The organism is Pseudomonas sp. KBN12P06040 (assembly GCF_037574965.1).
GTDB lineage: Bacteria > Pseudomonadota > Gammaproteobacteria > Pseudomonadales > Pseudomonadaceae > Pseudomonas > Pseudomonas aeruginosa.
Genome location: NZ_JBBELS010000001.1, coordinates 1,939,309 through 1,958,991 on the forward strand (window position 1 = coordinate 1,939,309; position 19,683 = coordinate 1,958,991).

Genomic DNA, 19,683 nt, shown 5'->3' on the forward strand with positions numbered 1-19,683 from the left:
GGCCGGCTGTCCGTTCATCGTAGCCGGTTTCGGCTGCGGCACTAAACGCGGCCGCTACGCTCTGATGGGAGCGGAGTTTTGCGTCGATGTCGAGGAGGGCGCCCATGTTCAAGCCGCTACCGATCACCCTGCAGCGCGGAGCCTTGCGTCTCGAGCCGCTGGTGGAAGCGGACATTCCCGAGCTGGTGAGCCTCGCCGAAGCCAACCGCGAGGCGCTGCAGTACATGGACGGACCGACGCGGCCGGACTGGTACCGCCAGAGCCTCGCCGAGCAGCGCGAGGGCAGGGCGTTGCCGCTCGCCGTCCGCCTCGGCGTGCAACTGGTCGGGACCACGCGCTTCGCCGAATTCCTTCCCGCCTTGCCGGCCTGCGAGATCGGCTGGACCTGGCTCGACCAGGCCCAGCACGGCAGCGGCCTGAACCGCATGATCAAGTACCTGATGCTCAAGCATGCCTTCGACAACCTGCGCATGGTCCGCGTGCAGCTCAGCACGGCGGCGAGCAACCTGCGCGCCCAGGGCGCCATCGACAAGCTCGGCGCGCAGCGCGAGGGCGTGCTGCGCAACCACCGGCGGCTGGCCGGCGGGCGGCTAGACGACACCTTCGTCTACAGCATCACCGACCACGAATGGCCGCAGGTCAAGGCGACGCTGGAAGCCAGCTTCACCGGCTGAAGCCGGTTCCGTCGCTCCTGCGGTATGCTGGGCGGCCCGTCCGGACGGGCGAACGAGGAGACGGCAGTGCCGGACGAGACGAGCGGAGAACACACGCATTTCTGGCGCGCCGCCGAACTGGGCGGCGTCGAACTGCTGCACGCGCGCTATGTGGAGCAGCGCTTCGCGCCGCACGTGCACAGCAGCTTCGCCCTGGTCATCATCGAGCAGGGCGCGCAGCGCTTCCGCCATCGTGGCGGCGAGCACCTGGCCCCGCTGGGCAGCATGGTGCTGATCAACCCCGACGAAGTGCACACCGGCTCCAAGGCCCATGATGCCGGTTGGCTCTATCGCGGCTACTACCCGGAAATGGAGCAGATCGACGGGATTCTCGACGAGCTGGAAATCCATCATGGCGGCGTGCCGCGTTTCGCCGACAGCGTGATCCACGACCAGCCCCTGGCACGCGCCTTCGTCCACTTGCACCGCCTGCTGGCCGAGCATGCCGGCAGCCTGGAAACCCAGACCCGCTGGCGCGAGACGATGCTCGCCCTGTTCCGTCGCCACGCCCGCCTGCCAGAAGCGCCGAAGGCCGGGCAGGAGCCGTTGGCGGTGGCCCGCGCCCGCGAACTGCTGGCGGCGCGGTTGCTCGATCCGCCTTCGCTGGAGGAACTGGCGGCGGCGGTCAATCTGTCCCCGTTCCATTTTGCCCGGGTCTTCCGTCGCGCCACCGGCATGCCGCCCCACGCCTGGCTCAGACAGCGCCGCCTGGAGCAGGCCAGGGCACTGCTCAAGAGCGGCCGGGCGCCGCTGGAGGTGGCCCTGGAGCTGGGCTTCGCCGACCAGAGCCACCTCGGTCGCCAGTTCAAGCAGGCCTACGGGGTGGCACCGGGTGAATACCGCTCGGCCTGCGCGCGCTCGTCCTTGACGACATACGAATAAGTCAAGCTCACATTTGCAAATCATTTGTATTTACGTTCTTTACGATTTGCCGTAATTTTGCGCCCCACTTTTTCCTGCGTCCCTGGGGGAGCCTCGATGTCGTCCGTGAGTTCGTTGTCGCGCCTGGCCGTCGCCATCGCGCTGGGTGTGTCCATGCAGGCGGCGCAGGCCGAAGAGGAAGCCAAGGAGCTGGGCACGGTCACCGTGGTCGGCGACTGGCTGGGCGAAGCCGACCAGGCGGTGGTGCAGAACCATCCCGGCGCGCGCAGCGTGGTGCGTCGTCGGGAAATGCTCGAGAGCGGTGCGCAGAACGTCCGCGACGTGCTGCGCAAGGTGCCCGGCGTGCAAGTGCAGGACAACAACGGTACCGGCGGCAGCGACATCTCCCTGAACGTCGGGGTGCGTGGCCTGACTTCACGCCTGTCGCCGCGCTCGACGGTGATGATCGACGGCGTGCCGGCGGCGGTGGCGCCCTACGGCCAGCCGCAGCTGTCGATGATGCCGCTGTCCATCGGCAACCTGGAGAGTATCGACGTCGTGCGCGGCGCCGGCTCGGTGCGCTACGGCCCGCAGAACGTCGGCGGGGTGATCAACTTCGTGACCCGGGCGATTCCGGAGAAGTTCTCCGGCGAAATCGGCACCACCATCGAGCATGCCGGCCACGGCGGCTGGAAGAAGCTCAACCAGGCGTTCCTCGGCGGGACCGCCGACAACGGCCTGGGCGTGGCGCTGCTGTATTCCGGGGTGAAGGGCGCCGACTACCGCGACGGCAACAACGACAACGATATCGATGACGTGCTGCTCAAGACTCATTGGCAGCTCACCGACAGCGACCAGTTGGCGGCCAACTTCCACTACTACGACGCCTACGCCGATATGCCGGGCGGCCTGACCCAGGCGCAGTACGACGACGATCCCTTCCAGTCGGTACGCGACTGGGACAATTTCCGTGGTCGGCGCAAGGACTTCTCGCTGAAGTACACCCGCCAGGTCGACGACCTCACCCAGTTCGAGGTGCTCACCTACTACAGCGACAGTTTCCGCGGCAGCAGCATCGCCGCGCGCAACCTCAGGACCATCACCTCGTACCCGCGCGACTACCATGTGTTCGCGGTGGAGCCGCGGGTCTCGCGGATCTTCTTCGCCGGCCCGACCACCCAGGAGGTCGGCATCGGCTACCGCTACCTGAAGGAAGCGATGAACGAGCGCGCCAGCCAGCTGGCCCTGGTCGACAATGTGCCGACCGTGCGTCCCGGCTCGGACGGCCATACCTACCAGGACCGTACCGGCGGTACCGAGGCCAGCGCCTTCTACATCGACGACAAGATCGATGTCGGCAACTGGACCATCACCCCCGGCATCCGCTTCGAGAAGATCGACAGCGACTGGCGCGACCGCCCGGTGCTCGGCCTGAACGGCAAGCCGGTGCAGGAGAAGAAGCGCAGCAAGGACTACAACGAACCGCTGCCGGCGCTGAGCCTGATGTATCACTTGAGCGACGAGTGGAAGCTGTTCGCCAACTACTCCGAATCGTTCGGCAGCCTGCAGTATTTCCAGCTCGGCCAGGGCGGCAGCGGCAACGATACCGCCGCCGGCCTGGAGCCGGAGAAGGCTAAGACCTACGAACTGGGCACGCGCTACGACAACGGCAGTTGGGGCGGCGAGATCACGCTGTTCTACATCGACTTCGACGACGAGCTGCAGTACGTCAGCAACGACGTCGGCTGGACCAACCTCGGCGCCACCAAGCACCAGGGCATCGAGACTTCCGGCCACTATGACTTCGCCGCTCTCGATCCGCGCCTGGTCGGCCTGTCGGTCTACGGCAGCCTCACCTATACCCGCGCCACCTACGAAGGCGACATTCCCTCCTTCAAGGGGCGCGACCTGCCGCTCTACTCGCGCCAGGTGGCCACCGCCGGGGTGCGCTACGAGGTCGACCGCTGGACCTACAACCTCGACGCTTTCGCCCAGTCCATGCAGGGCGCGCCAGGGCTGAGCACCGACAGCCAGGGCAACTTCACCCACAACTACATCACCGAGCCCAGCGCCGACGGCCAGTACGGCGACATTCCCGGCTACGTGACCTGGAATGCCCGCGTCGGCTACGACTTCGGCCCGCAGGCGTCGAACCTGAAGCTCGGCCTCGGGGTGAAGAACCTGTTCGACAAGCAGTATTTCACCCGCTCCAGCGACAACAATTCGGGAATCTACGTGGGTCAGCCGCGAACGCTGTTCATGCAGGCCAGCGTCGGTTTCTGAATATTCGGATGCGACTTGGCGCATCGTCCGACGACAGGCGTCCTGCGGCAACGCGGACGCCTGTTCTATGATGGGCGCGGAATTTCCATCGGAACGCTGTGGCCTGATCCGCGGTCCATGCAGTCCAATCGATGACGGGCTTCCTTTCGGCGGCCACGCAAGGTAACAAGGACGATGACCCAACATTCGCAATTCGCCCTGCTGGGCAAGCGGCGTTTCCTGCCGTTCTTCATCACCCAGCTGCTCGGCGCCTTCAACGACAACATCTTCAAGCAGTCGCTGATCCTCGCCATCCTCTATCACCTCAGCGTCAGCGGCGACCGCAGCCTGCTGGTCAACCTCTGCGCGCTGCTGTTCATCCTGCCGTTCTTCCTGTTCTCGGCACTGGGCGGACAGTTCGGCGAGAAGTACAACAAGGACGCGCTGATGCGTGCGCTGAAGCTGGCCGAGGTGGGCATCATGCTGGTCGGCGCCGCCGGCTTCGTCTTCGGCAGCCTGCCGCTGATGTTCGTCGCGCTGTTCGCCATGGGCACCCACTCGGCGCTATTTGGCCCGGTGAAGTATTCGATCCTGCCCCAGCACCTGCACGAGGACGAACTGGTCGGCGGCAACGCGCTGGTGGAGATGGGCACCTTCCTGGCGATCCTGGCCGGCACCATCGGCGCCGGCGTGCTGATGTCCCATGCGCATTACGCGGCGGCGGTGGCCACCGCGGTGGTGCTGGTGGCCGCCTGCGGCTACCTGGCCAGCCGCGGCATTCCGCGAGCGGCGGCGGCGCTGCCGGGGTTGAAGCTCGACTGGAACATCTTCGCCCAGTCCTGGAGCATCCTCCGCCTGGGGCTCGGCCAGCGCCCGGCGGTCTCGCGCTCGCTGGTGGGCAACTCCTGGTTCTGGTTCCTCGGCGCGGTCTACCTGACGCAGATCCCGACCTTCGCCAAGGAATGGCTGCACGGCGACGAAAGCGTGGTGACCCTGATCCTCACCGTGTTCTCGGTGGGCATCGCGCTGGGCTCGATGCTGTGCGAGAAGCTCTCCGGTCGCAAGGTGGAGATCGGCCTGGTGCCGTTCGGCTCGATCGGCCTGACCGTCTTCGGCATCCTCCTCTGGTGGCACGCCGGCGGCATTCCCCCAGGCGAGGCGCCCTACGACTGGCTGGCGGTGCTGCGCCACCATGAGACCTGGGCGGTGCTGGCCGACATCCTGTTCATCGGCATTTTCGGCGGCTTCTACATCGTACCGCTGTACGCCCTGATCCAGGCGCGCACCGACGAGGACAAGCGGGCCCGGGTGATCGCCGCCAACAACATCCTCAACGCCCTGTTCATGGTCGCCGCTGCGCTGGTCTCGATCCTCTTCCTCAGCGTCGCCAAGCTGTCGATCCCACAACTGTTCCTCGCCCTGTCGCTGATGAACGTCGCGGTGAACGTGTACATCTTCAAGATCGTCCCGGAATTCACCATGCGCTTCCTGGTCTGGCTGCTCAGCCACACCATGTACCGGGTCCGGCATGTGAACCTGGAGGCGATCCCGGACGAGGGAGCGGCGGTGTTGGTGTGCAACCACGTCTCGTACGTGGACGCGCTGCTGATCGCCGGCTCGATCCGGCGGCCGGTGCGCTTCGTCATGTACTACAGGATCTTCTCGCTGCCGGTGCTCAACTTCGTCTTCCGCACCGCCGGCGCGGTGCCCATAGCGGCGCGCCACGAGGACGAAGGGATCTACGAACGCGCCTTCCAGCGCATCGCCGACTACCTGAGGGACGGGGAGTTGGTGTGCATCTTCCCTGAAGGCAAGCTGACCGCCGACGGCGAGATGAATGAGTTCCGCGCCGGGATCGAGCGGATCATCGAGGAAACCCCGGTTCCGGTGATCCCCATGGCGCTGCAGGGCCTGTGGGGCAGCTTCTTCAGCCGCGACCCGAACAAGGGCTTCTTCCGCCGCCTGTGGTCGCGGGTAAGCCTGGTGGCCGGCGAATCGGTGGCGCCGGAGGCGGTGGAGCGCCTTGACCTGCAGGCGCGGGTGACGAGCTTGCGCGGCGAAGCTCGCTGATCGATCCGCAGAAACGAAAAAGCCCCGGCGATGCCGGGGCTTTTTTTGGCGAACTACAAGTTAGATAACTTGTACTTCGTCGGCTTGCAGGCCTTTCTGGCCGTTGACGACCACGAAGGAAACCTTCTGGCCTTCCTGCAGGCTCTTGAAGCCGGTGCCCTGGATGGAACGGAAGTGAACGAACAGGTCGTTACCGCTTTCCGGGGTGATGAAGCCGAAGCCTTTGGCGTCGTTGAACCATTTTACGGTGCCGTTCTGACGATTCGACATGGTGTAACTCCTGAAACAAAGTTGATTGCGGCGACGGAAATATCCGAGCCGGTAGGTACTGAGTTGCAAAGAGTACGAGGAGCCGAGGCGATGAGCGGACCGAGATCTACCACACCAGGTCACGATTCACTGTGACCCAAGCAAGCACAGTGGTCGCAGAGTACGCGATAAAACTGCGGAAAGCGATACCCCTCGGAGCATATTCGATGGATGTCTAATGGCTCAGCTTGAGGCCGACCAGTCCGCAGACGATCAGCGCGACGCTGGCCAGGCGCAGCAATGCCATGGATTCGCCGAACAGGACGATCCCGGCGATTACCGTGCCGACCGCGCCGACCCCGGTCCAGACGGCATAGGCGGTGCCCAGCGGCAGGTGCTTCATGGCCAGGCCGAGCAGGCCCAGGCTGACCAGCATGGCGAGCGCCGTGAGGACCGTGGGAAGCGGCTTGCTGAAGCCTTCGGTGTATTTCAGACCAACGGCCCAGCCCACTTCGAACAGGCCGGCGAAAAACAGGATGATCCAGGACATGGCGATCTCCAGGGCAACGGGTGGCGGGGCCGTCCCCATTCGGTCACCGGCCGGAGGCGGGTGGTGAGGTCGTCCTCACTGCGTGCGGTATTTTGCATGGTTCATCGGTCGGGACAAGGCTTCCCGACCGGGATCCAGCTCAACGCGGCGTATCTTCCATGCGCCGGAACAGGGCGGCCAGCAGCGAACCGGAGAGATTGTGCCAGACGCTGAACAGCGCGCTGGGCACCGCTGCCAGGGGCGAGAAGTGGGCGTTGGCCAGCGCCGCGCCGAGCCCCGAGTTCTGCATGCCGACTTCGATGGCCAGGGCCTTGCGCTGCGCCAGCGGCATGCCGGTCAGCTTGCCGGTGAGATAGCCGAGCAACAGGCCGAAGCCGTTGTGCAGCATCACCACGGCCATGATCAGCAGGCCGGACTCGGCGATCCGCGCCTGGCTGGCGGCCACCACCGCGGCGATGATCACCACGATGCTGAATACCGAGACCAGCGGCAGCACCTCCGCCACCTGCCGGGTGCGCTCGCCGAGCAGGCGCTGTGCCAGCAGGCCGAGGGCGATGGGCACCAGCACCACCTGGAGGATCGACAGGAACATCGCCGCGAACGACACCGGCAGCCAAGCCGAAGCCAGCAGCCAGACCAGCGCCGGCGTGACCAGCGGGGCGAGCAGGGTGGTCACCGAGGTGATCGCCACCGACAGGGCGACATCGCCACGGGACAGCCAGGTCATCACGTTGGAAGCGGTGCCGCCGGGGCAGCAGCCGACCAGGATCACGCCCACCGCGATCTCCGCCGGCAACTGCAACAGGCGGCAGAGCAGCCAGGCCAGGCCGGGCATGATGACGAACTGGGCCAGCACGCCGATCAGCACCCGTATGGGGTGCCGGGCGACCTCGCGGAAGTCTTCGCCCTTGAGCGTCAGGCCCATGCCGAACATCACCAGGCCGAGCAGCGGCGCGATGGCGACGGTGAGCGGGAGGAACCAGGCCGGCCGGAAGAAGGCGAGGATGGCGAACAGCAGGACCCAGAACGGGAAGCTGGCGCTGACGAAACGGCTCAGGGCGGTCAGGGCACTCATGGGCTTTCCTTGTTATTGGACGGCCGCCAGTCTGCCATGCCGGGCGCGACTCTCCCAGCGGCGGGCGCCGCCGGGAGAGCGGGGCGTCAGACGCCCTGGGGGATTTCTTCGCCGCCGAGGGCCTCGAAGAGCGCCGGAAGGAATTCGGCGAAGGTCAGCATCATCAGGGTGAAGCTGGCATCGAGCTGGCCGAGGGCGTCTTCGCCGCCGTCCTTTTCCGCCTGCTCCTGCAGCAGGTCTTCGAAGCGCAGGCGCTTGACCGCCAGCTTGTCGTCGAGGACGAAGGACAGCTTGTCCGACCAGGCCAGGGACAACTGGGTGACCAGCTTGCCGGCGGTGAGATGCAGCTGGATTTCCTCGCTGGTCAGGTCCTGGCGCTTGCAACGGACCACGCCGCCGTCCTCGTGGGTGTCGCGCAGCTCGCATTCGTCGAGCACGTGGAAGTCGCCGGCGGCTTCCTGGGTCTTGACCCAGTCGGTGAGGGTCGCGGTCGGCGCGACCTTCACGCTCAGCGGGCGTACCGGCAGGGAGCCGAGCGCTTCGCGCAGCGTCGAGAGCAGGTCTTCGGCCTTCTTCGCGCTGGCCGAGTCGACCAGGATCAGGCCGAGGCTTGGCGCGATCGCGGCGAAGGTGCTGGAGCGGCGGATGAAAGCGCGCGGCAGCAGGGTCTGGACGATCTCGTCCTTCAACTGGTCGCGTTCCTTCTTGTAGACCTTGCGCATCTGCTGGGCTTCGATCTCGTCGACCTTTTCCTTCAGTGCGTCACGCACGACGCTGCCCGGCAGGATGCGCTCTTCCTTGCGTGCCGAGATCAGGAAGAAGTCCTGGCTGACGTGTACCAGCGGTGCGTCCGGGCCTTTGCCGAACGGCGCGGTGAAGCCGTAGGTGGTCAGCTCCTGGCTGGCGCAGGGGCGGGCGGGTTTTTCGCCGAGGGCTTTCTCGAGGGAATCGGCATCCAGTTGCAGATCCTGGGTGAGGCGGTAGACGAGCAGATTGCGGAACCACATGGGGTCGTTCTCTCCGGGCACAAAGGACCCATTATTCCGCCGCTGGCGGCTCAGGCCAACCCCGGTCCGTCGCTAACTCCTTGGAACGGCAGAAAATTTTTTTCATCGAGGGGCTTGCCAGGGGCCGAATCGCTCCGTAAAATGCGCCCCACTTCGAGAGTGAAGGGTGATTAGCTCAGCTGGGAGAGCATCTGCCTTACAAGCAGAGGGTCGGCGGTTCGATCCCGTCATCACCCACCAATCTCGCAAGTTACGCGCAGCGGTAGTTCAGTCGGTTAGAATACCGGCCTGTCACGCCGGGGGTCGCGGGTTCGAGTCCCGTCCGCTGCGCCATTTCCTTCCTTAGCTGTATCTCTTGCGCTTCCTTCCCGCTTCATAATTCGACGTTTTTCGACGCTTCCTTTCCGCTGTTCTTCTGTCCTCGTTCCACGCGTTCGTTCTGCTATCTCCTTCATTTTTCGGAAAGTTCGGCCTTGAACTTATCCGCGCGCACCTGTTCCTATTGCCCATAGCCACTGGTCGCGACAGCCTGCTAAGCTCGCGGCTTCATCGAATATGCCCGAGCGGCGAACAGATTAAAGGACTCAGCATGAAACAACATCGGTTGGCAGCAGCGATCGCACTGGTCGGTCTGGTTCTCTCCGGCTGCGATTCGCAGACCAACGTTGAGTTGAAGACCCCGGCGCAGAAAGCTTCCTATGGTATCGGCCTGAACATGGGCAAGAGCCTGTCCCAGGAAGGCATGGACGACCTGGATTCGAAAGCCGTCGCCAAGGGCATCGAAGACGCCCTCGGCAAGAAGAAGCAGCAGCTCACCGATGAAGAGCTGACCGAAGCCTTCGCCTTCCTGCAGAAACGTGCCGAGGAGCGCATGGCCGCCATCGGCGACGAAAACGCCAAGGCCGGCAAGAAGTTCCTCGAGGAAAACGGCAAGCGCGACGGCGTGACCACCACCGCTTCCGGCCTCCAGTACGAAATCGTGAAGAAGGCCGATGGCCCGCAACCGAAGGCCACCGACGTGGTGACCGTCCACTACGAAGGCCGCCTGACCGATGGCACCGTCTTCGACAGCTCCATCGAGCGCGGCAGCCCGATCGACCTGCCGGTCAGCGGCGTGATCCCGGGTTGGGTCGAAGCCCTGCAACTGATGCATGTCGGCGAGAAGATCAAGCTGTACATCCCCAGCGAGCTGGCCTACGGCGCGCAGAGCCCGAGCCCGGCGATCCCGGCCAACTCGGTACTGGTCTTCGACATGGAACTGCTCGGCATCAAGGATCCGTCCAAGCCGGACGCGGAGCCCGAGGCCGGTGCCGCAGCGCAGCCCGAAGCCAAGGCGGACGCGAAGAAGTAATTCTTCCGCCGCGATGCATGAAACGCCCCGTCCATGACGGGGCGTTTTCATTTGCGGATTCGACTGAACCCAGGCGCTGCCGCGAGGGTCTGAAAACAGGTCGAGGGCACGGCCGGTGTTACCCTTATGCACACATTTGTCGCACGTCGACCCGACCTACGGTATTGACCTCGGGTTGTCCGTTGCGCTAGGTCAAACCCTTGATTTTCAATGCTTTTAGAGCATTGTCTAAAAAGTGTCCGATCTGTCGGAAAGCCTGTAGCGACGGGCTTCTCGCCGACGGAAGGGGGGGCTGTTCACAAGGTTATCCACAGTATGCGTGGATAACCCGGAGAGCCTCGGCGGCAAGCGCTTGAGCGAGGTGGAAGGATGGATGCACCACGAGGATTCAGTCGTTACCTGGGGATCGCGGAACGTTTCCTGGCCCGTGGCCGGGTGCCCGCCTTGTTGATTGCGGTAGCACGCAAGCGCTCGCGCCTGAAGCTGGTGAAGAGCGACCTGCGCCTGCTGCAGGAACTGCTGGTGGCCTGGGTTCGCGGCGAATACCGCGGACTCAGCCGCCAGGCGTTGCTCTCGGTGATCGCGGCGCTGGCCTATTTCCTTTCGCCGGTGGATATCGTCCCCGACTTCATCTTCGGTGTCGGCTTGCTCGACGATCTCGCCGTCCTGGCCTGGGTAGTGCGTCGCTGGCAGTCCGAGCTGGATGCCTTCAAGGTCTGGCGCGACGCCCAGGGCGTCGAGACGCAGCAGGCGCTGCGAGAGCTGCCGGCTCCCAGGGCGGAGCGCGTTCAGGGTTCCTGAGGCGCTCGCAGGCTGTTTTCCAGCAGGCGCTCGATGCTGCCGTCCCTGACCATCTCGTCGAGCACCCGGTCCATACTTTCGACGGGGACCGGCAGTTGTCCGCCATAGATGCAGTGCATCCGATAGCTCTGCAGTACCAGCGGACTGACGCTCAGGCCCAGCTCGGGATGCTGGCGCGTCAGGTAGAGCAGCGGGCGGCGCATGTCCACCGCGGCGTCCAGGCGCGAACGCTTGAGCATCTGCACGCGACTGGCCAGGTCGCGGGTATCTTCGCGGCGAATTTCCCCGGCAGCGAAGGCCTGCATGAGATCGTCCGCGTAGACATAGCCTAGACTTGTACCCAGGGTCTTGCCGCGCAGCTCGGCGAAGTCGCGGATCGCCGGACGGTCGTCGCGCTGCAGCAGGACGTCCTGCTCTTCGAAGAGGGCGGGAGACCAATGGTAGCGTTCGGGTTTGCTATCCCATCCGGGGTTGGAGTTGCAGATCACGTGAATATGTCCGCTGGCCATGAAGCCGTCGATCCTTCGGTTCGGCGTTTCCACGAAACGCAGCGACAATCCCAGCCGCTGCGCGACCCGCTCCCCCAGCTGGCGGGTGAAGCCGCCTTGCAGCTGGTGATCGACGATGTCCACGTAGGGCATGCCGTCGGCGGGGCTGAAGCCCCAGCGCAGCTCGCCGGCGAAGGCCTGTCCGACTCCCAGCAGGATGCACAAACCAAGACTTCTCCGGCGCACCCGTGGGCTCCTCCACCAGGCAGACTGTGTGACCAGGGCAGCAGTATAGCCAGTCCGCAGCGGCGCGGTGCCTGATAAGATGGCGGCTTGCAAGGAGACCGACATGAATGTCCAAGTGATCACGCGAGACGGCGAGGCGGAATACGCGGTGTTGCCCTGGGCCGAATACCAGGCGTTGCTGGCCGCCGCTGGTCGCCCGGCCGCCAGTGTCGCGGTGGAGACGACCGCGCCGGCGCCGCCTTCCGCGAGTCTGCTGGAGCGCCGCGAGGCGCGCGGCCTGAGCCTGGAACAGGTGGCCCGGGAGGTCGGTATCAGTCCTTCCTACATGGCGATGATCGAACGCGGCGAACGTGAGGCCAGCGAGGCCATCCTGTTCGCCCTGGAGCGTGTGCTGGGCAAAGCGACGGGGGCCTGACCTTGAGTGTGCTGATCAGCCGTAAACACTGGGATAGCCTGCTGCTGGAAATCGAGGATGCGCGTCGCCAGCGTCATCTGCTCACCTACCGGGCGCTGATCGAGCGCCTGCAACTGCCGACTCCGGCGATGACCACCCTTACCGCGGCTCTCGAGCACCTGGCATCGCTGGATGCGCGCTCGGGGCGTCCGTTGCGCAGTTCGCTGGTCATCAGCCAGGGCGCAAGCCGCTTGCCACGCACCGGTTTCTTCGAGTGCGTGGAGCGCCTCGGGCGTTTTTCCGGTCCGCCGGACGGCCCGGCCGCGGCTGGCTGGCATGCGGCGGAAGTGGTCCGTGTCTTCGAATTCGAGTATCCCGATGAACTCTGAATGGATCTGGCGCCTGCGCGCCCGCCTCGGTTACGGCGTGGCCCGGCAGTTGCTGGGCTGGCCCTGGCTGGTCAAGCAGCCGCGAGCCTGGCAGTGGATGCAGGGGCAGTTCTCGCGCATGGCCAACCTCGGACACCGCGACGCCCAGGCGTTCTACGGTCACCTGCTGCTGTTCCGTGGACAGGGCTTCGGCGCGCGCGAGGAGGGCCTGCGCCTGCTGCGCCTGGCTGCCAGCGCGGGCGATGGGAAAGCGGCCTACCAGCTCGGCGTGCAGGCGCTCAAGGGCGACAGCCGGCAAGCGCCCGACGCGCTGGCAGCCAGCCGCCACTGGGCACTAGCGGCAGAGGCGGGCCACCCGCTGGCGGCGCGCAAGCTGGCGGAACTCTACCGCGATGGAGGCCCGGGCCTGGCGCCGGACAGCGAGCGCGCCGAGCACTATGCGCAACGGGCGTCCGCGCTCGGTCTATAGCTGAACGAACGGTTCAGGCGGCCTCGATCAGGTGCAGGCTGTAGCCTGGCACCGCCTTGGCCTGGCGCTTGGCCTCGGAGGCCAGCGTCGCCAGGTGCGCGGCATCCATTCCCTGGCAGGCTTCGGCCGGTAGGTGCACCACGCCGACGGACAATGACAGCAGCGGGTACTCCTCGCGCTGGCCATGGCGGTTGTGCGCAACGAAACAGCCGGCTTCCAGGTGCTCGCGGCTGTAGAAGCGCCGGCATTGGCTCTGGAAGGTTTCCAGCAACCGGTCGATCCGTGTGCGCCAGTCCTCGGGGCCGAGCACCAGCATGAAGTCGTCGCCGCCGATGTGGCCGACGAAGTCGCTGCCCGGGTCGATCCGTTCGCTCAGGCACTGTGCCAGGCACAGCAGGACCTCGTCGCCGCGGGCGTAGCCGTAGAGATCGTTGAAGGGTTTGAAGCTGTCGATGTCGATGTAGCAGATCACCGCCTCGCGCCTTTGTTGCAGCAGGCGTTCGAGGCATTGCTGGATCGGCACGTTGCCAGGAAGCAAGGTGAGCGGATTGGCGTGCCGCGCCTGCTGGAGCTTTTCCTCGGTGATCAGCCTGAGCACGTCGATCACCCGGCCCATGCCCGCATAGTGCCCGCCGCGGGTGACGATGAAATCTTCCTCGATACGCTGGCGTGCGCGGCTGGTCAGCAGGCGGCTGACCTGCTGCAGGGTCTGGCCGAGTTCCACGGCGAGAAAATCGTCGCTCATCAGGCGGCTGATCGGCTTGCGCAGGAACAGGTCGCAGGCGAAGGGCCGGAGCAAGGCGTCGGTGAGCGCGTGGCGATGGACGATGCCGATGGGACGCCCCTCTTCGTCGAGGATCGCCAGGGAGTTCAGGTTGGCCTGGCGGCGGAAGATTTCCACCACTTCCTGGGTCGAGGTGCGAACGTCGACCGCGCGCTGCTCCAGCAGCAGCGCACGCAGGTCGCCATGCTCGTCGCTGGAAGACTGGCTGGGGGCGCCAGCGCTGGGCAGCATCTGTTGTACGTCGCTTGCCGGGTGTTCCTGCGGGCGGCCGAACAGATAGCCTTGCACCAGGTCGACCCCCATCTCGCTAAGCACCGCCAGTTCCTCGGGCAGTTCGATGCCTTCGGCGATGACCTGGGCGCGAGAGGCTCGGGCCATCTTCAGGATGGAGCCGACGAACTCGCGTTTCACGGTGTCCAGGTGGATGCCATCGACGAAGTGGCGGTCGATCTTCACGTAGTCTGGACGCAGTTCCGACCACAGGCGCAGGCTGGAGTAGCCAGCGCCGAGGTCGTCGAGGGCGATGGAGAAGCCCATGGCGCGATAGTGGTGCAGCGCGGTGTCGAGCAGGTCGAAGTCGTCGATGGGGGTCTGTTCGGTCAGTTCGATCACCACCCGGTTCGGCGAGATCCCCAGCTGTTGCAGCAATTGCAGGGTGCGGCCGGGCGGATGGCCGGCTTCGAGGAGGGACTCCGGAGAGACGTTGAGGAACAGCATGGCGTCGCCCTGGATGTCGCGGAAGCGGCTGAAGGCGCGTTGTCGGCAGAGCAGTTCCAGTTCGCTCAGCCGTCCGCATTGGCGGGCCACGGCGAACAACGCCAGGGGCGAGTGCAGCGGGCTGTTGGACGGACCGCGGGTCAGCGCTTCGTAGCCGACCAGACGCCGTTCGGAAAGCGAGAGGATGGGCTGGAACAGGCAGTGCAGGTCGCCGTGGGCCAGGATGCTGTCCAGGGCGCTCAACTGCTCGGTGACGGTCATGGAACGCTCTCGTCGCAATGAAAAAGGGCCGGTTGTGCAACCGGCCCCGTATTTCACGACAGTCCCATGACTGTTTTATGACGCTCCCGCTGAACTCAGTGCTTGGCCACCGCCGAGTTGAGGTTCAGGTAGTCCAGCAGGATGTGCCCGGACTCGGTGAGGTAGGCGTCGTCCTGCGGCTTGGTCTTGTCGTCCTCTTCCGGCAGGGCATTCTCGTCCTCGCGCTTGAGTTCCTTCAGCGGCTCCTGGCCCTTGGACTTGCGCAGGGCGTTCTCCATGGCCAACTGGCGGTTCTCGATGCTGGTCTGCTGGGCGCGGCGCTTGGCCTCGTTCAGGCTGACGGTCTTCTCCTTCATCAGCTCCTGTGCCAGCGCCAGGCGCTCGCGGGCGTAGACGAAGTCGGCGTTGTTCTCGGTGCGCGCGTCGTGCTGGGCCTTGAGTTGCGCGAGGAACGGCTTGAACGGGTTGGCCTCGTCCTTCACCACCGGGCGGATGGTGTCCCAGGGCATCGAGTCGGGCAGGGCGCTTTCGCCGATTTCCTTGTCGTCGACGATGGACGGGTAGCTGATGTCCGGGATCACGCCCTGGTGCTGGGTGCTCTGCCCGGAGACACGGTAGAACTTCGCCAGGGTCAGCTTCAGTTCGCCGTGGTTGAGCGGCTGGATGGTCTGCACGGTGCCCTTGCCGAAGGTCTGTCCACCGAGGATCAGCGCGCGGTGGTAGTCCTGCATGGCGCCGGCGAAGATCTCCGAGGCGGAGGCCGAGAGACGGTTGACCAGCACCGCCAGCGGGCCGGTATAGAAGGCCTTGCCTTCGTCGTCGTTGAGCACGTCGACGCGGCCGTCGCTGTTGCGCACCAGTACGGTCGGGCCCTGGTCGATGAACAGGCCGGTCAGCTCGGTGGCTTCCTGCAGGGAGCCGCCGCCGTTGTTGCGCAGGTCGAGGACGATGCCGTCGACCTTGTCCTTCTGCAATTCGGCGACCAGCTTCTTCACGTCGCGGGTGGTGCTCTTGTAGTTCGGGTCGCCGGCGCGGTAGGCCTTGAAGTCCAGGTAGAAGGCCGGCAGGTCGATCACGCCGAGCTTGTAGCTGCGGCCTTCGTGGTCGACCTTGATGATGGATTTCTTCGCCGCCTGGTCCTCCAGCTTCACCGCCTCGCGGGTGATGGCGACGATCTTGCTGGTCTGGTCGTTCGGCGCGTTGCTCGCCGGAATCACTTCCAGGCGTACCTGGGAGCCTTTCGGCCCGCGGATCAGCTTGACCACTTCATCCAGGCGCCAGCCGACCACGTCGACCATTTCGCCCTTGCCCTGGGCGACGCCGATGATCTTGTCGGAGGTGGCGATCTGCTTGCTCTTCGCCGCCGGGCCGGCCGGCACCAGGCGTACGACCTTGACGTAGTCGTTGTCGCTCTGCAGCACCGCGCCGATGCCTTCCAGCGAGAGGCTCATGTTGATGTCGAAGTTTTCCGCGTTGTCCGGCGACAGGTACTGGGTGTGCGGATCGTAGGACTGGGCGAAGGCGTTGATGTAGGCCTGGAAGATGTCTTCGCTGCGGGTCTGCTTCAGGCGCGACAGCTGGTTCTTGTAGCGCTTGGTGAGCTGTTCCTGGATCGCCTTGTCGTCCTTGCCGGTGATCTTCAGGCGCAGGACCTCGTCCTTCACCTTCTTGCGCCAGAGGTCGTCGAGCTCTGCGGTGTCCTTCGCCCAGGGGGCCTTCTCGCGGTCGATCAGCAGGCTCTCGTCGACGCTGAAGTCGATCTTGTCGACGCCCTTGTCGAGCATCGCCAGGGCGTAGTCGAGACGGCCTTTCAGGCGGTCGAGGTGACGCTTGTAGATGACGAAGCCGGGATCGAGATCGCCGCTCTTGAGGAAGTCGTCGAACCTGTTGCGCCAGCGATCGAACTCGGCGATGTCGCCGGCGGTGAAGTACATCCGCGCCGGATCGAGCATCTTCAGGTAGCTGTCGTAGATCTTGGCCGAGCGTTCATCGTTCAGCGGCGGCTTGTTGTAGTGGTGCCGCTTGAGCAACTCCACCACGTTGAGGCTGGCGATGACCTGCTCGCGGTCCGGCTGCAGGCTGTCCCAGGAATTCTGGGCGCTGCCGACGGAGACGGCGGTCGAGGCGAACAGCGGCAGCGAACTGGCGCCGAGGAGGAGCAACAGGGCGGTACGGGGCAGAAAACGCTTCATGCTGATTCGACTGATCGCGGAGTAATGACGCATATTAGGCCTTATTAGCCGGCGCCGGGTTCCCTTGGCGCAATGCAAAAAGCCCGACTCTGGGTGATCGGGCCGTGACAACCCCACTATGGAGGCAGCGTGAACGCATTGCAAGGTATCGAAGGTCGTGTCGAGTGGTCGGAAATCGCCGCCCCGTCCTGCGGTCAGGGCGAAATCCGCATCCGCGTGGCGGCCGCCGGACTCAACCGCGCCGACCTGTTGCAGAAGGCCGGGCTCTACCCGCCGCCACCCGGCGCCAGCCCGGCGCTGGGGCTCGAGTGTGCGGGTGTGGTCAGCGAGGTGGGCGCGGGCAGCACCTGGCAGGTCGGCGACCGGGTCTGCGCGCTGCTCGCCGGCGGCGGCATGGCCGAGGAAGTGGTGGTGGACGCGCGCCACGTACTGCCGGTCCCGGCAGGGCTGAGCCTGGCGGAGGCGGCGGGGATTCCGGAGGTCTACGCCACGGCCTGGCTGAACCTGTTCCAACTGGCGGCGTTGCAGCCCGGCGAGAAAGTGCTGCTGCACGCCGGCGCCAGCGGCGTCGGTTCGGCCGGCATCCAACTGTGCAAGGCGTTCGGCAACCCCTGCTGGGTCAGCGTCGGTTCTGCCGAACGCCTGGCCTACTGCGAATCCCTGGGCGCCGCCGGTGGCGCGCTGCGCAAGCAGAGCCTGGAATCGCTGCGCGATTTTGCCCCGTTCGACGTGATCCTCGACCCGGTCGGTGCCCGCTATGCCGGGTTGAACCTGGAGCTGCTGCGGAGCGACGGGCGCTGGGTGATCATCGGCCTGATGGGCGGCCGCGAGGCGCAACTGGACCTGGCACAACTGCTAGGCAAGCGTATCCAGTTGACCGGCTCGACCCTGCGTACCCGCGATACCGAGTTCAAGGCGCAGTTGATCGCCGAGCTGGGGTTGAAGGTCTGGCCATTGTTCTCCGCCGGGAAACTCCGTGCGCAGCTGGAGCGAACCTTCCCGATCGGCGACGCCGAGGCGGCGTTCGAGGCGCTGGCGAGCAACCAGGTGCAGGGCAAGGTCGTGCTGGTGGTGGACCCATCGCTGGCCTGAGGAGCCGCTTCGGCACCGTCGAGGCGATGGAAAGCGCGATCCGCTCGCGCTTTCGCGGCGAGCCTGTCAGCGCCAGGCGTTGACCGGCCAGCCCATTTCCTTGGCGTAGGCGAGCAGGGTCGGGTCCGGATTGACCGTGTTCGGATGGCCGACCAGCTTCAGCAGCGGCAGGTCGTTGCGCGAGTCCGAATAGAACCAGGCGTCGGCCAGTTGGCGATCGTCTCCTTCCAGCAGGTCGAGCAGACGCAATACCTTGCCTTCGCGATAGGTGAGGGTGCCGAGGGTGCGGCCGGTGTAGTGTCCGTCGAGCACTTCGAGATCGATGGCGAGGACTTCGTCGACGCCGATCCGCGCCGCGATCGGCTTGACCAGGTGCACCCCGGATGCGGAGACGATCAGCACCCGGTCGTTGGCGCTGCGGTGGCGCGCCAGGCAGGCGCAGGCGTCGCTGTAGATCAGCGGCTCGATGACCTCCTCGACGTAGGCCTCCACTTCCCGCTCGACTTCCTCGACGCTGCGACCGATCAGCGGTTGCAGGGTGTAGTCCATGTACAGGTCCATGGACAGCTTGCCTTCGGCGTACTGCTCCATCAGTTCGGCGTCGCGGCGGACGAAGGATTCGTCGACCCAGCCGAGACTCGCCATGCGCTGGCTCCACAGGCTGGAGCAGTCGCCGTGGATCATGGTCTCGTCCAGGTCGAAGATCACCAGGCTCATCAAGCTACCTCTCGAATACTGTTGCGATCGATGACCAGCGTCAGCTGACTGCCGGCCGGATACAGGCGGTCTGCGCTGCGGTTGAGGACGTCGACGGTGAGTTCCACCCCGGCGGCCTCGACGCGGTAACGGATCACGTTGCCGAGCAGACTGTGCGAGCGTACCAGCGCCGGCACGCCTTCGCTCGGTTCGTTGCCCAGGCGCAGGGATTCCGGGCGGATCGCCACCTGGTGCGCGCAGGGCTGGCCGAGCAGGCGGCTGGCCTGTTCGGCGTCGAGCAGGTTGTAGTTGCCGATGAAGCCGGCGGCGAAGGCGTTTTCCGGCGCGGTGTAGAGGGTCTCCGCGTCGCCGCTCTGGACGATGCGTCCGGCGTTCATCAGGACGATGCGGTCGGACAGGGTCAGCGCTTCTTCCTGATCATGGGTGACGAACACCGTGGTCAGCCCCAGCTCCTGCTGGATGCGGCGGATCTGTTCGCGCAGGTGCTTGCGGATGCGCGCGTCGAGGGCCGACAGCGGCTCGTCGAGCAGCAGCAGGCGCGGGCGCGTCACCAGCGAGCGGGCCAGCGCCACCCGCTGGCACTGGCCGCCGGAGAGCTGGTGCGGGTAGCGTGCGGCGTACTCGCCCAGTTCCACCAGTTCGATGGCTTCGGCGACCCGCTGCTTCAGTTCCGCCGCCGGCACCTTCTGCATGCGCAGGCCGAAGGCGACGTTCTGTTGCACGGTCATGTTGGGGAACAGCGCGTAGCTCTGGAACACCATGGCGATCCCGCGCTTCTGCGGCGGCAAAGGCACCACATCCTCGCCGTCGATGAGGATGCGCCCGCTGTCGACCTCGGTCAGCCCGGCGATGCAGCGCAGCAGGGTGGACTTGCCGCAGCCGCTGGGGCCGAGCAGGGTGACGAACTCGCCGCGGGCGGCAGCGAAGTCGATATCGCGGAAGATGCTGGTGGCACCGTAGCTCTTGTCGAGCTGTTCGACGCTGACGAACGACAT

General features: G+C 65.4%; 19 protein-coding genes and 2 tRNA genes. 12 read left to right on the top strand and 9 right to left on the bottom strand.

The annotated features are described in order from the left end of the window. Positions 1 to 86: 86 nt before the first annotated feature. From VQ067_RS09120 to VQ067_RS09135, 4 genes are all read left to right on the top strand, one after another. Positions 87 to 674 carry a GNAT family N-acetyltransferase gene (locus VQ067_RS09120; protein WP_074198311.1) on the top strand — a complete coding sequence of 196 codons (588 nt, stop codon included), beginning with the start codon at positions 87 to 89 and terminating at the stop codon, positions 672 to 674. A gap of 66 nt (positions 675 to 740) precedes the next feature. After that, on the top strand, positions 741 to 1,595 hold the full coding sequence (locus VQ067_RS09125; protein WP_003091607.1) for an AraC family transcriptional regulator: 855 nt from the start codon (positions 741 to 743) through the stop codon (positions 1,593 to 1,595). 96 nt (positions 1,596 to 1,691) lie between these two features. Further along, positions 1,692 to 3,857 (top strand): TonB-dependent receptor family protein, encoded by a 2,166-nt coding sequence (locus VQ067_RS09130; RefSeq protein WP_033990934.1) that lies wholly within the window; start codon positions 1,692 to 1,694, stop codon positions 3,855 to 3,857. A 174-nt stretch (positions 3,858 to 4,031) separates the two neighbouring features. Continuing rightward, complete coding sequence (locus VQ067_RS09135; RefSeq protein ID WP_003117607.1) at positions 4,032 to 5,906, top strand: MFS transporter; 1,875 nt, start codon at positions 4,032 to 4,034, stop codon at positions 5,904 to 5,906. 60 nt (positions 5,907 to 5,966) lie between these two features. Here the strand turns inward: VQ067_RS09135 and VQ067_RS09140 are convergent, their stop codons facing one another. From VQ067_RS09140 to rdgC, 4 genes are all read right to left on the bottom strand, one after another. Continuing rightward, a complete protein-coding gene (locus tag VQ067_RS09140; RefSeq protein WP_003091604.1) occupies positions 5,967 to 6,176 on the bottom strand; it encodes a cold-shock protein in 210 nt (69 codons plus the stop codon). Positions 6,177 to 6,390: 214 nt separating this feature from the next. Beyond that, complete coding sequence (gene sugE, locus VQ067_RS09145; RefSeq protein ID WP_003091603.1) at positions 6,391 to 6,705, bottom strand: quaternary ammonium compound efflux SMR transporter SugE; 315 nt, start codon at positions 6,703 to 6,705, stop codon at positions 6,391 to 6,393. 139 nt (positions 6,706 to 6,844) lie between these two features. Then, positions 6,845 to 7,780, bottom strand: coding sequence for a bile acid:sodium symporter family protein (locus tag VQ067_RS09150; RefSeq protein ID WP_033990933.1), 936 nt, complete (start codon positions 7,778 to 7,780; stop codon positions 6,845 to 6,847). Between the two features lie 86 nt (positions 7,781 to 7,866). Further along, positions 7,867 to 8,787, bottom strand: coding sequence for a recombination-associated protein RdgC (rdgC, locus tag VQ067_RS09155; RefSeq protein ID WP_003091601.1), 921 nt, complete (start codon positions 8,785 to 8,787; stop codon positions 7,867 to 7,869). A gap of 164 nt (positions 8,788 to 8,951) precedes the next feature. Between rdgC and VQ067_RS09160 the strand changes: the two genes are divergently transcribed. The 4 genes from VQ067_RS09160 to VQ067_RS09175 all read left to right on the top strand — a co-directional run bounded on the left by VQ067_RS09160 (position 8,952) and on the right by VQ067_RS09175 (position 10,939). Next, a tRNA-Val gene (locus tag VQ067_RS09160) sits at positions 8,952 to 9,027 on the top strand. Positions 9,028 to 9,043: 16 nt separating this feature from the next. Continuing rightward, positions 9,044 to 9,120: transfer RNA gene (locus tag VQ067_RS09165), tRNA-Asp, on the top strand. Between the two features lie 256 nt (positions 9,121 to 9,376). Beyond that, a complete protein-coding gene (locus VQ067_RS09170) occupies positions 9,377 to 10,138 on the top strand; it encodes an FKBP-type peptidyl-prolyl cis-trans isomerase (protein ID WP_003091600.1) in 762 nt (253 codons plus the stop codon). Positions 10,139 to 10,507: 369 nt separating this feature from the next. Next, positions 10,508 to 10,939 carry a YkvA family protein gene (locus tag VQ067_RS09175; protein WP_003109163.1) on the top strand — a complete coding sequence of 144 codons (432 nt, stop codon included), beginning with the start codon at positions 10,508 to 10,510 and terminating at the stop codon, positions 10,937 to 10,939. Here the strand turns inward: VQ067_RS09175 and VQ067_RS09180 are convergent. Further along, on the bottom strand, positions 10,927 to 11,673 hold the full coding sequence (locus tag VQ067_RS09180) for a substrate-binding periplasmic protein (protein ID WP_023128712.1): 747 nt from the start codon (positions 11,671 to 11,673) through the stop codon (positions 10,927 to 10,929). The genes VQ067_RS09175 and VQ067_RS09180 overlap by 13 nt on opposite strands. Positions 11,674 to 11,776: 103 nt before the next feature. On the opposite strand from VQ067_RS09180, the gene VQ067_RS09185 reads away from it, so the two are divergent. The 3 genes from VQ067_RS09185 to VQ067_RS09195 are packed head-to-tail and all read left to right on the top strand — an operon-like array spanning position 11,777 to position 12,925. Then, positions 11,777 to 12,088 (top strand): helix-turn-helix domain-containing protein, encoded by a 312-nt coding sequence (locus VQ067_RS09185; protein WP_003114792.1) that lies wholly within the window; start codon positions 11,777 to 11,779, stop codon positions 12,086 to 12,088. Between the two features lie 2 nt (positions 12,089 to 12,090). After that, entirely contained in the window at positions 12,091 to 12,456 is a 366-nt protein-coding gene (locus VQ067_RS09190; protein WP_003114793.1) for a hypothetical protein, read from the top strand. Beyond that, the gene (locus VQ067_RS09195; protein WP_003109166.1) at positions 12,446 to 12,925 is read left to right on the top strand and encodes a sel1 repeat family protein; all 480 of its coding nucleotides are present in this window, start codon (positions 12,446 to 12,448) and stop codon (positions 12,923 to 12,925) included. Before VQ067_RS09190 ends, VQ067_RS09195 begins: the two co-directional genes overlap by 11 nt. Positions 12,926 to 12,938: 13 nt before the next feature. Here the strand turns inward: VQ067_RS09195 and VQ067_RS09200 are convergent, their stop codons facing one another. Together VQ067_RS09200 and VQ067_RS09205 are read right to left on the bottom strand one after the other, a co-directional pair. Next, positions 12,939 to 14,687, bottom strand: a complete 1,749-nt coding sequence (locus VQ067_RS09200; protein WP_003109167.1) for a bifunctional diguanylate cyclase/phosphodiesterase — start codon at positions 14,685 to 14,687, stop codon at positions 12,939 to 12,941. A 95-nt stretch (positions 14,688 to 14,782) separates the two neighbouring features. Beyond that, positions 14,783 to 16,879: a carboxy terminal-processing peptidase gene (locus tag VQ067_RS09205; protein ID WP_003091593.1), complete on the bottom strand. Its 2,097-nt coding sequence runs from the start codon at positions 16,877 to 16,879 to the stop codon at positions 14,783 to 14,785. A gap of 129 nt (positions 16,880 to 17,008) precedes the next feature. Between VQ067_RS09205 and VQ067_RS09210 the strand changes: the two genes are divergently transcribed. Next, positions 17,009 to 17,971: an NAD(P)H-quinone oxidoreductase gene (locus VQ067_RS09210; protein WP_003091592.1), complete on the top strand. Its 963-nt coding sequence runs from the start codon at positions 17,009 to 17,011 to the stop codon at positions 17,969 to 17,971. Between the two features lie 66 nt (positions 17,972 to 18,037). Here VQ067_RS09210 and VQ067_RS09215 read toward each other — a convergent pair whose 3' ends face one another. Both VQ067_RS09215 and VQ067_RS09220 read right to left on the bottom strand, forming a co-directional pair. Beyond that, on the bottom strand, positions 18,038 to 18,688 hold the full coding sequence (locus VQ067_RS09215) for an HAD family hydrolase (RefSeq protein WP_003091591.1): 651 nt from the start codon (positions 18,686 to 18,688) through the stop codon (positions 18,038 to 18,040). Further along, positions 18,688 to 19,683, bottom strand: coding sequence for an ABC transporter ATP-binding protein (locus VQ067_RS09220; protein ID WP_003091590.1), 996 nt, complete (start codon positions 19,681 to 19,683; stop codon positions 18,688 to 18,690). Before VQ067_RS09220 ends, VQ067_RS09215 begins: the two co-directional genes overlap by 1 nt.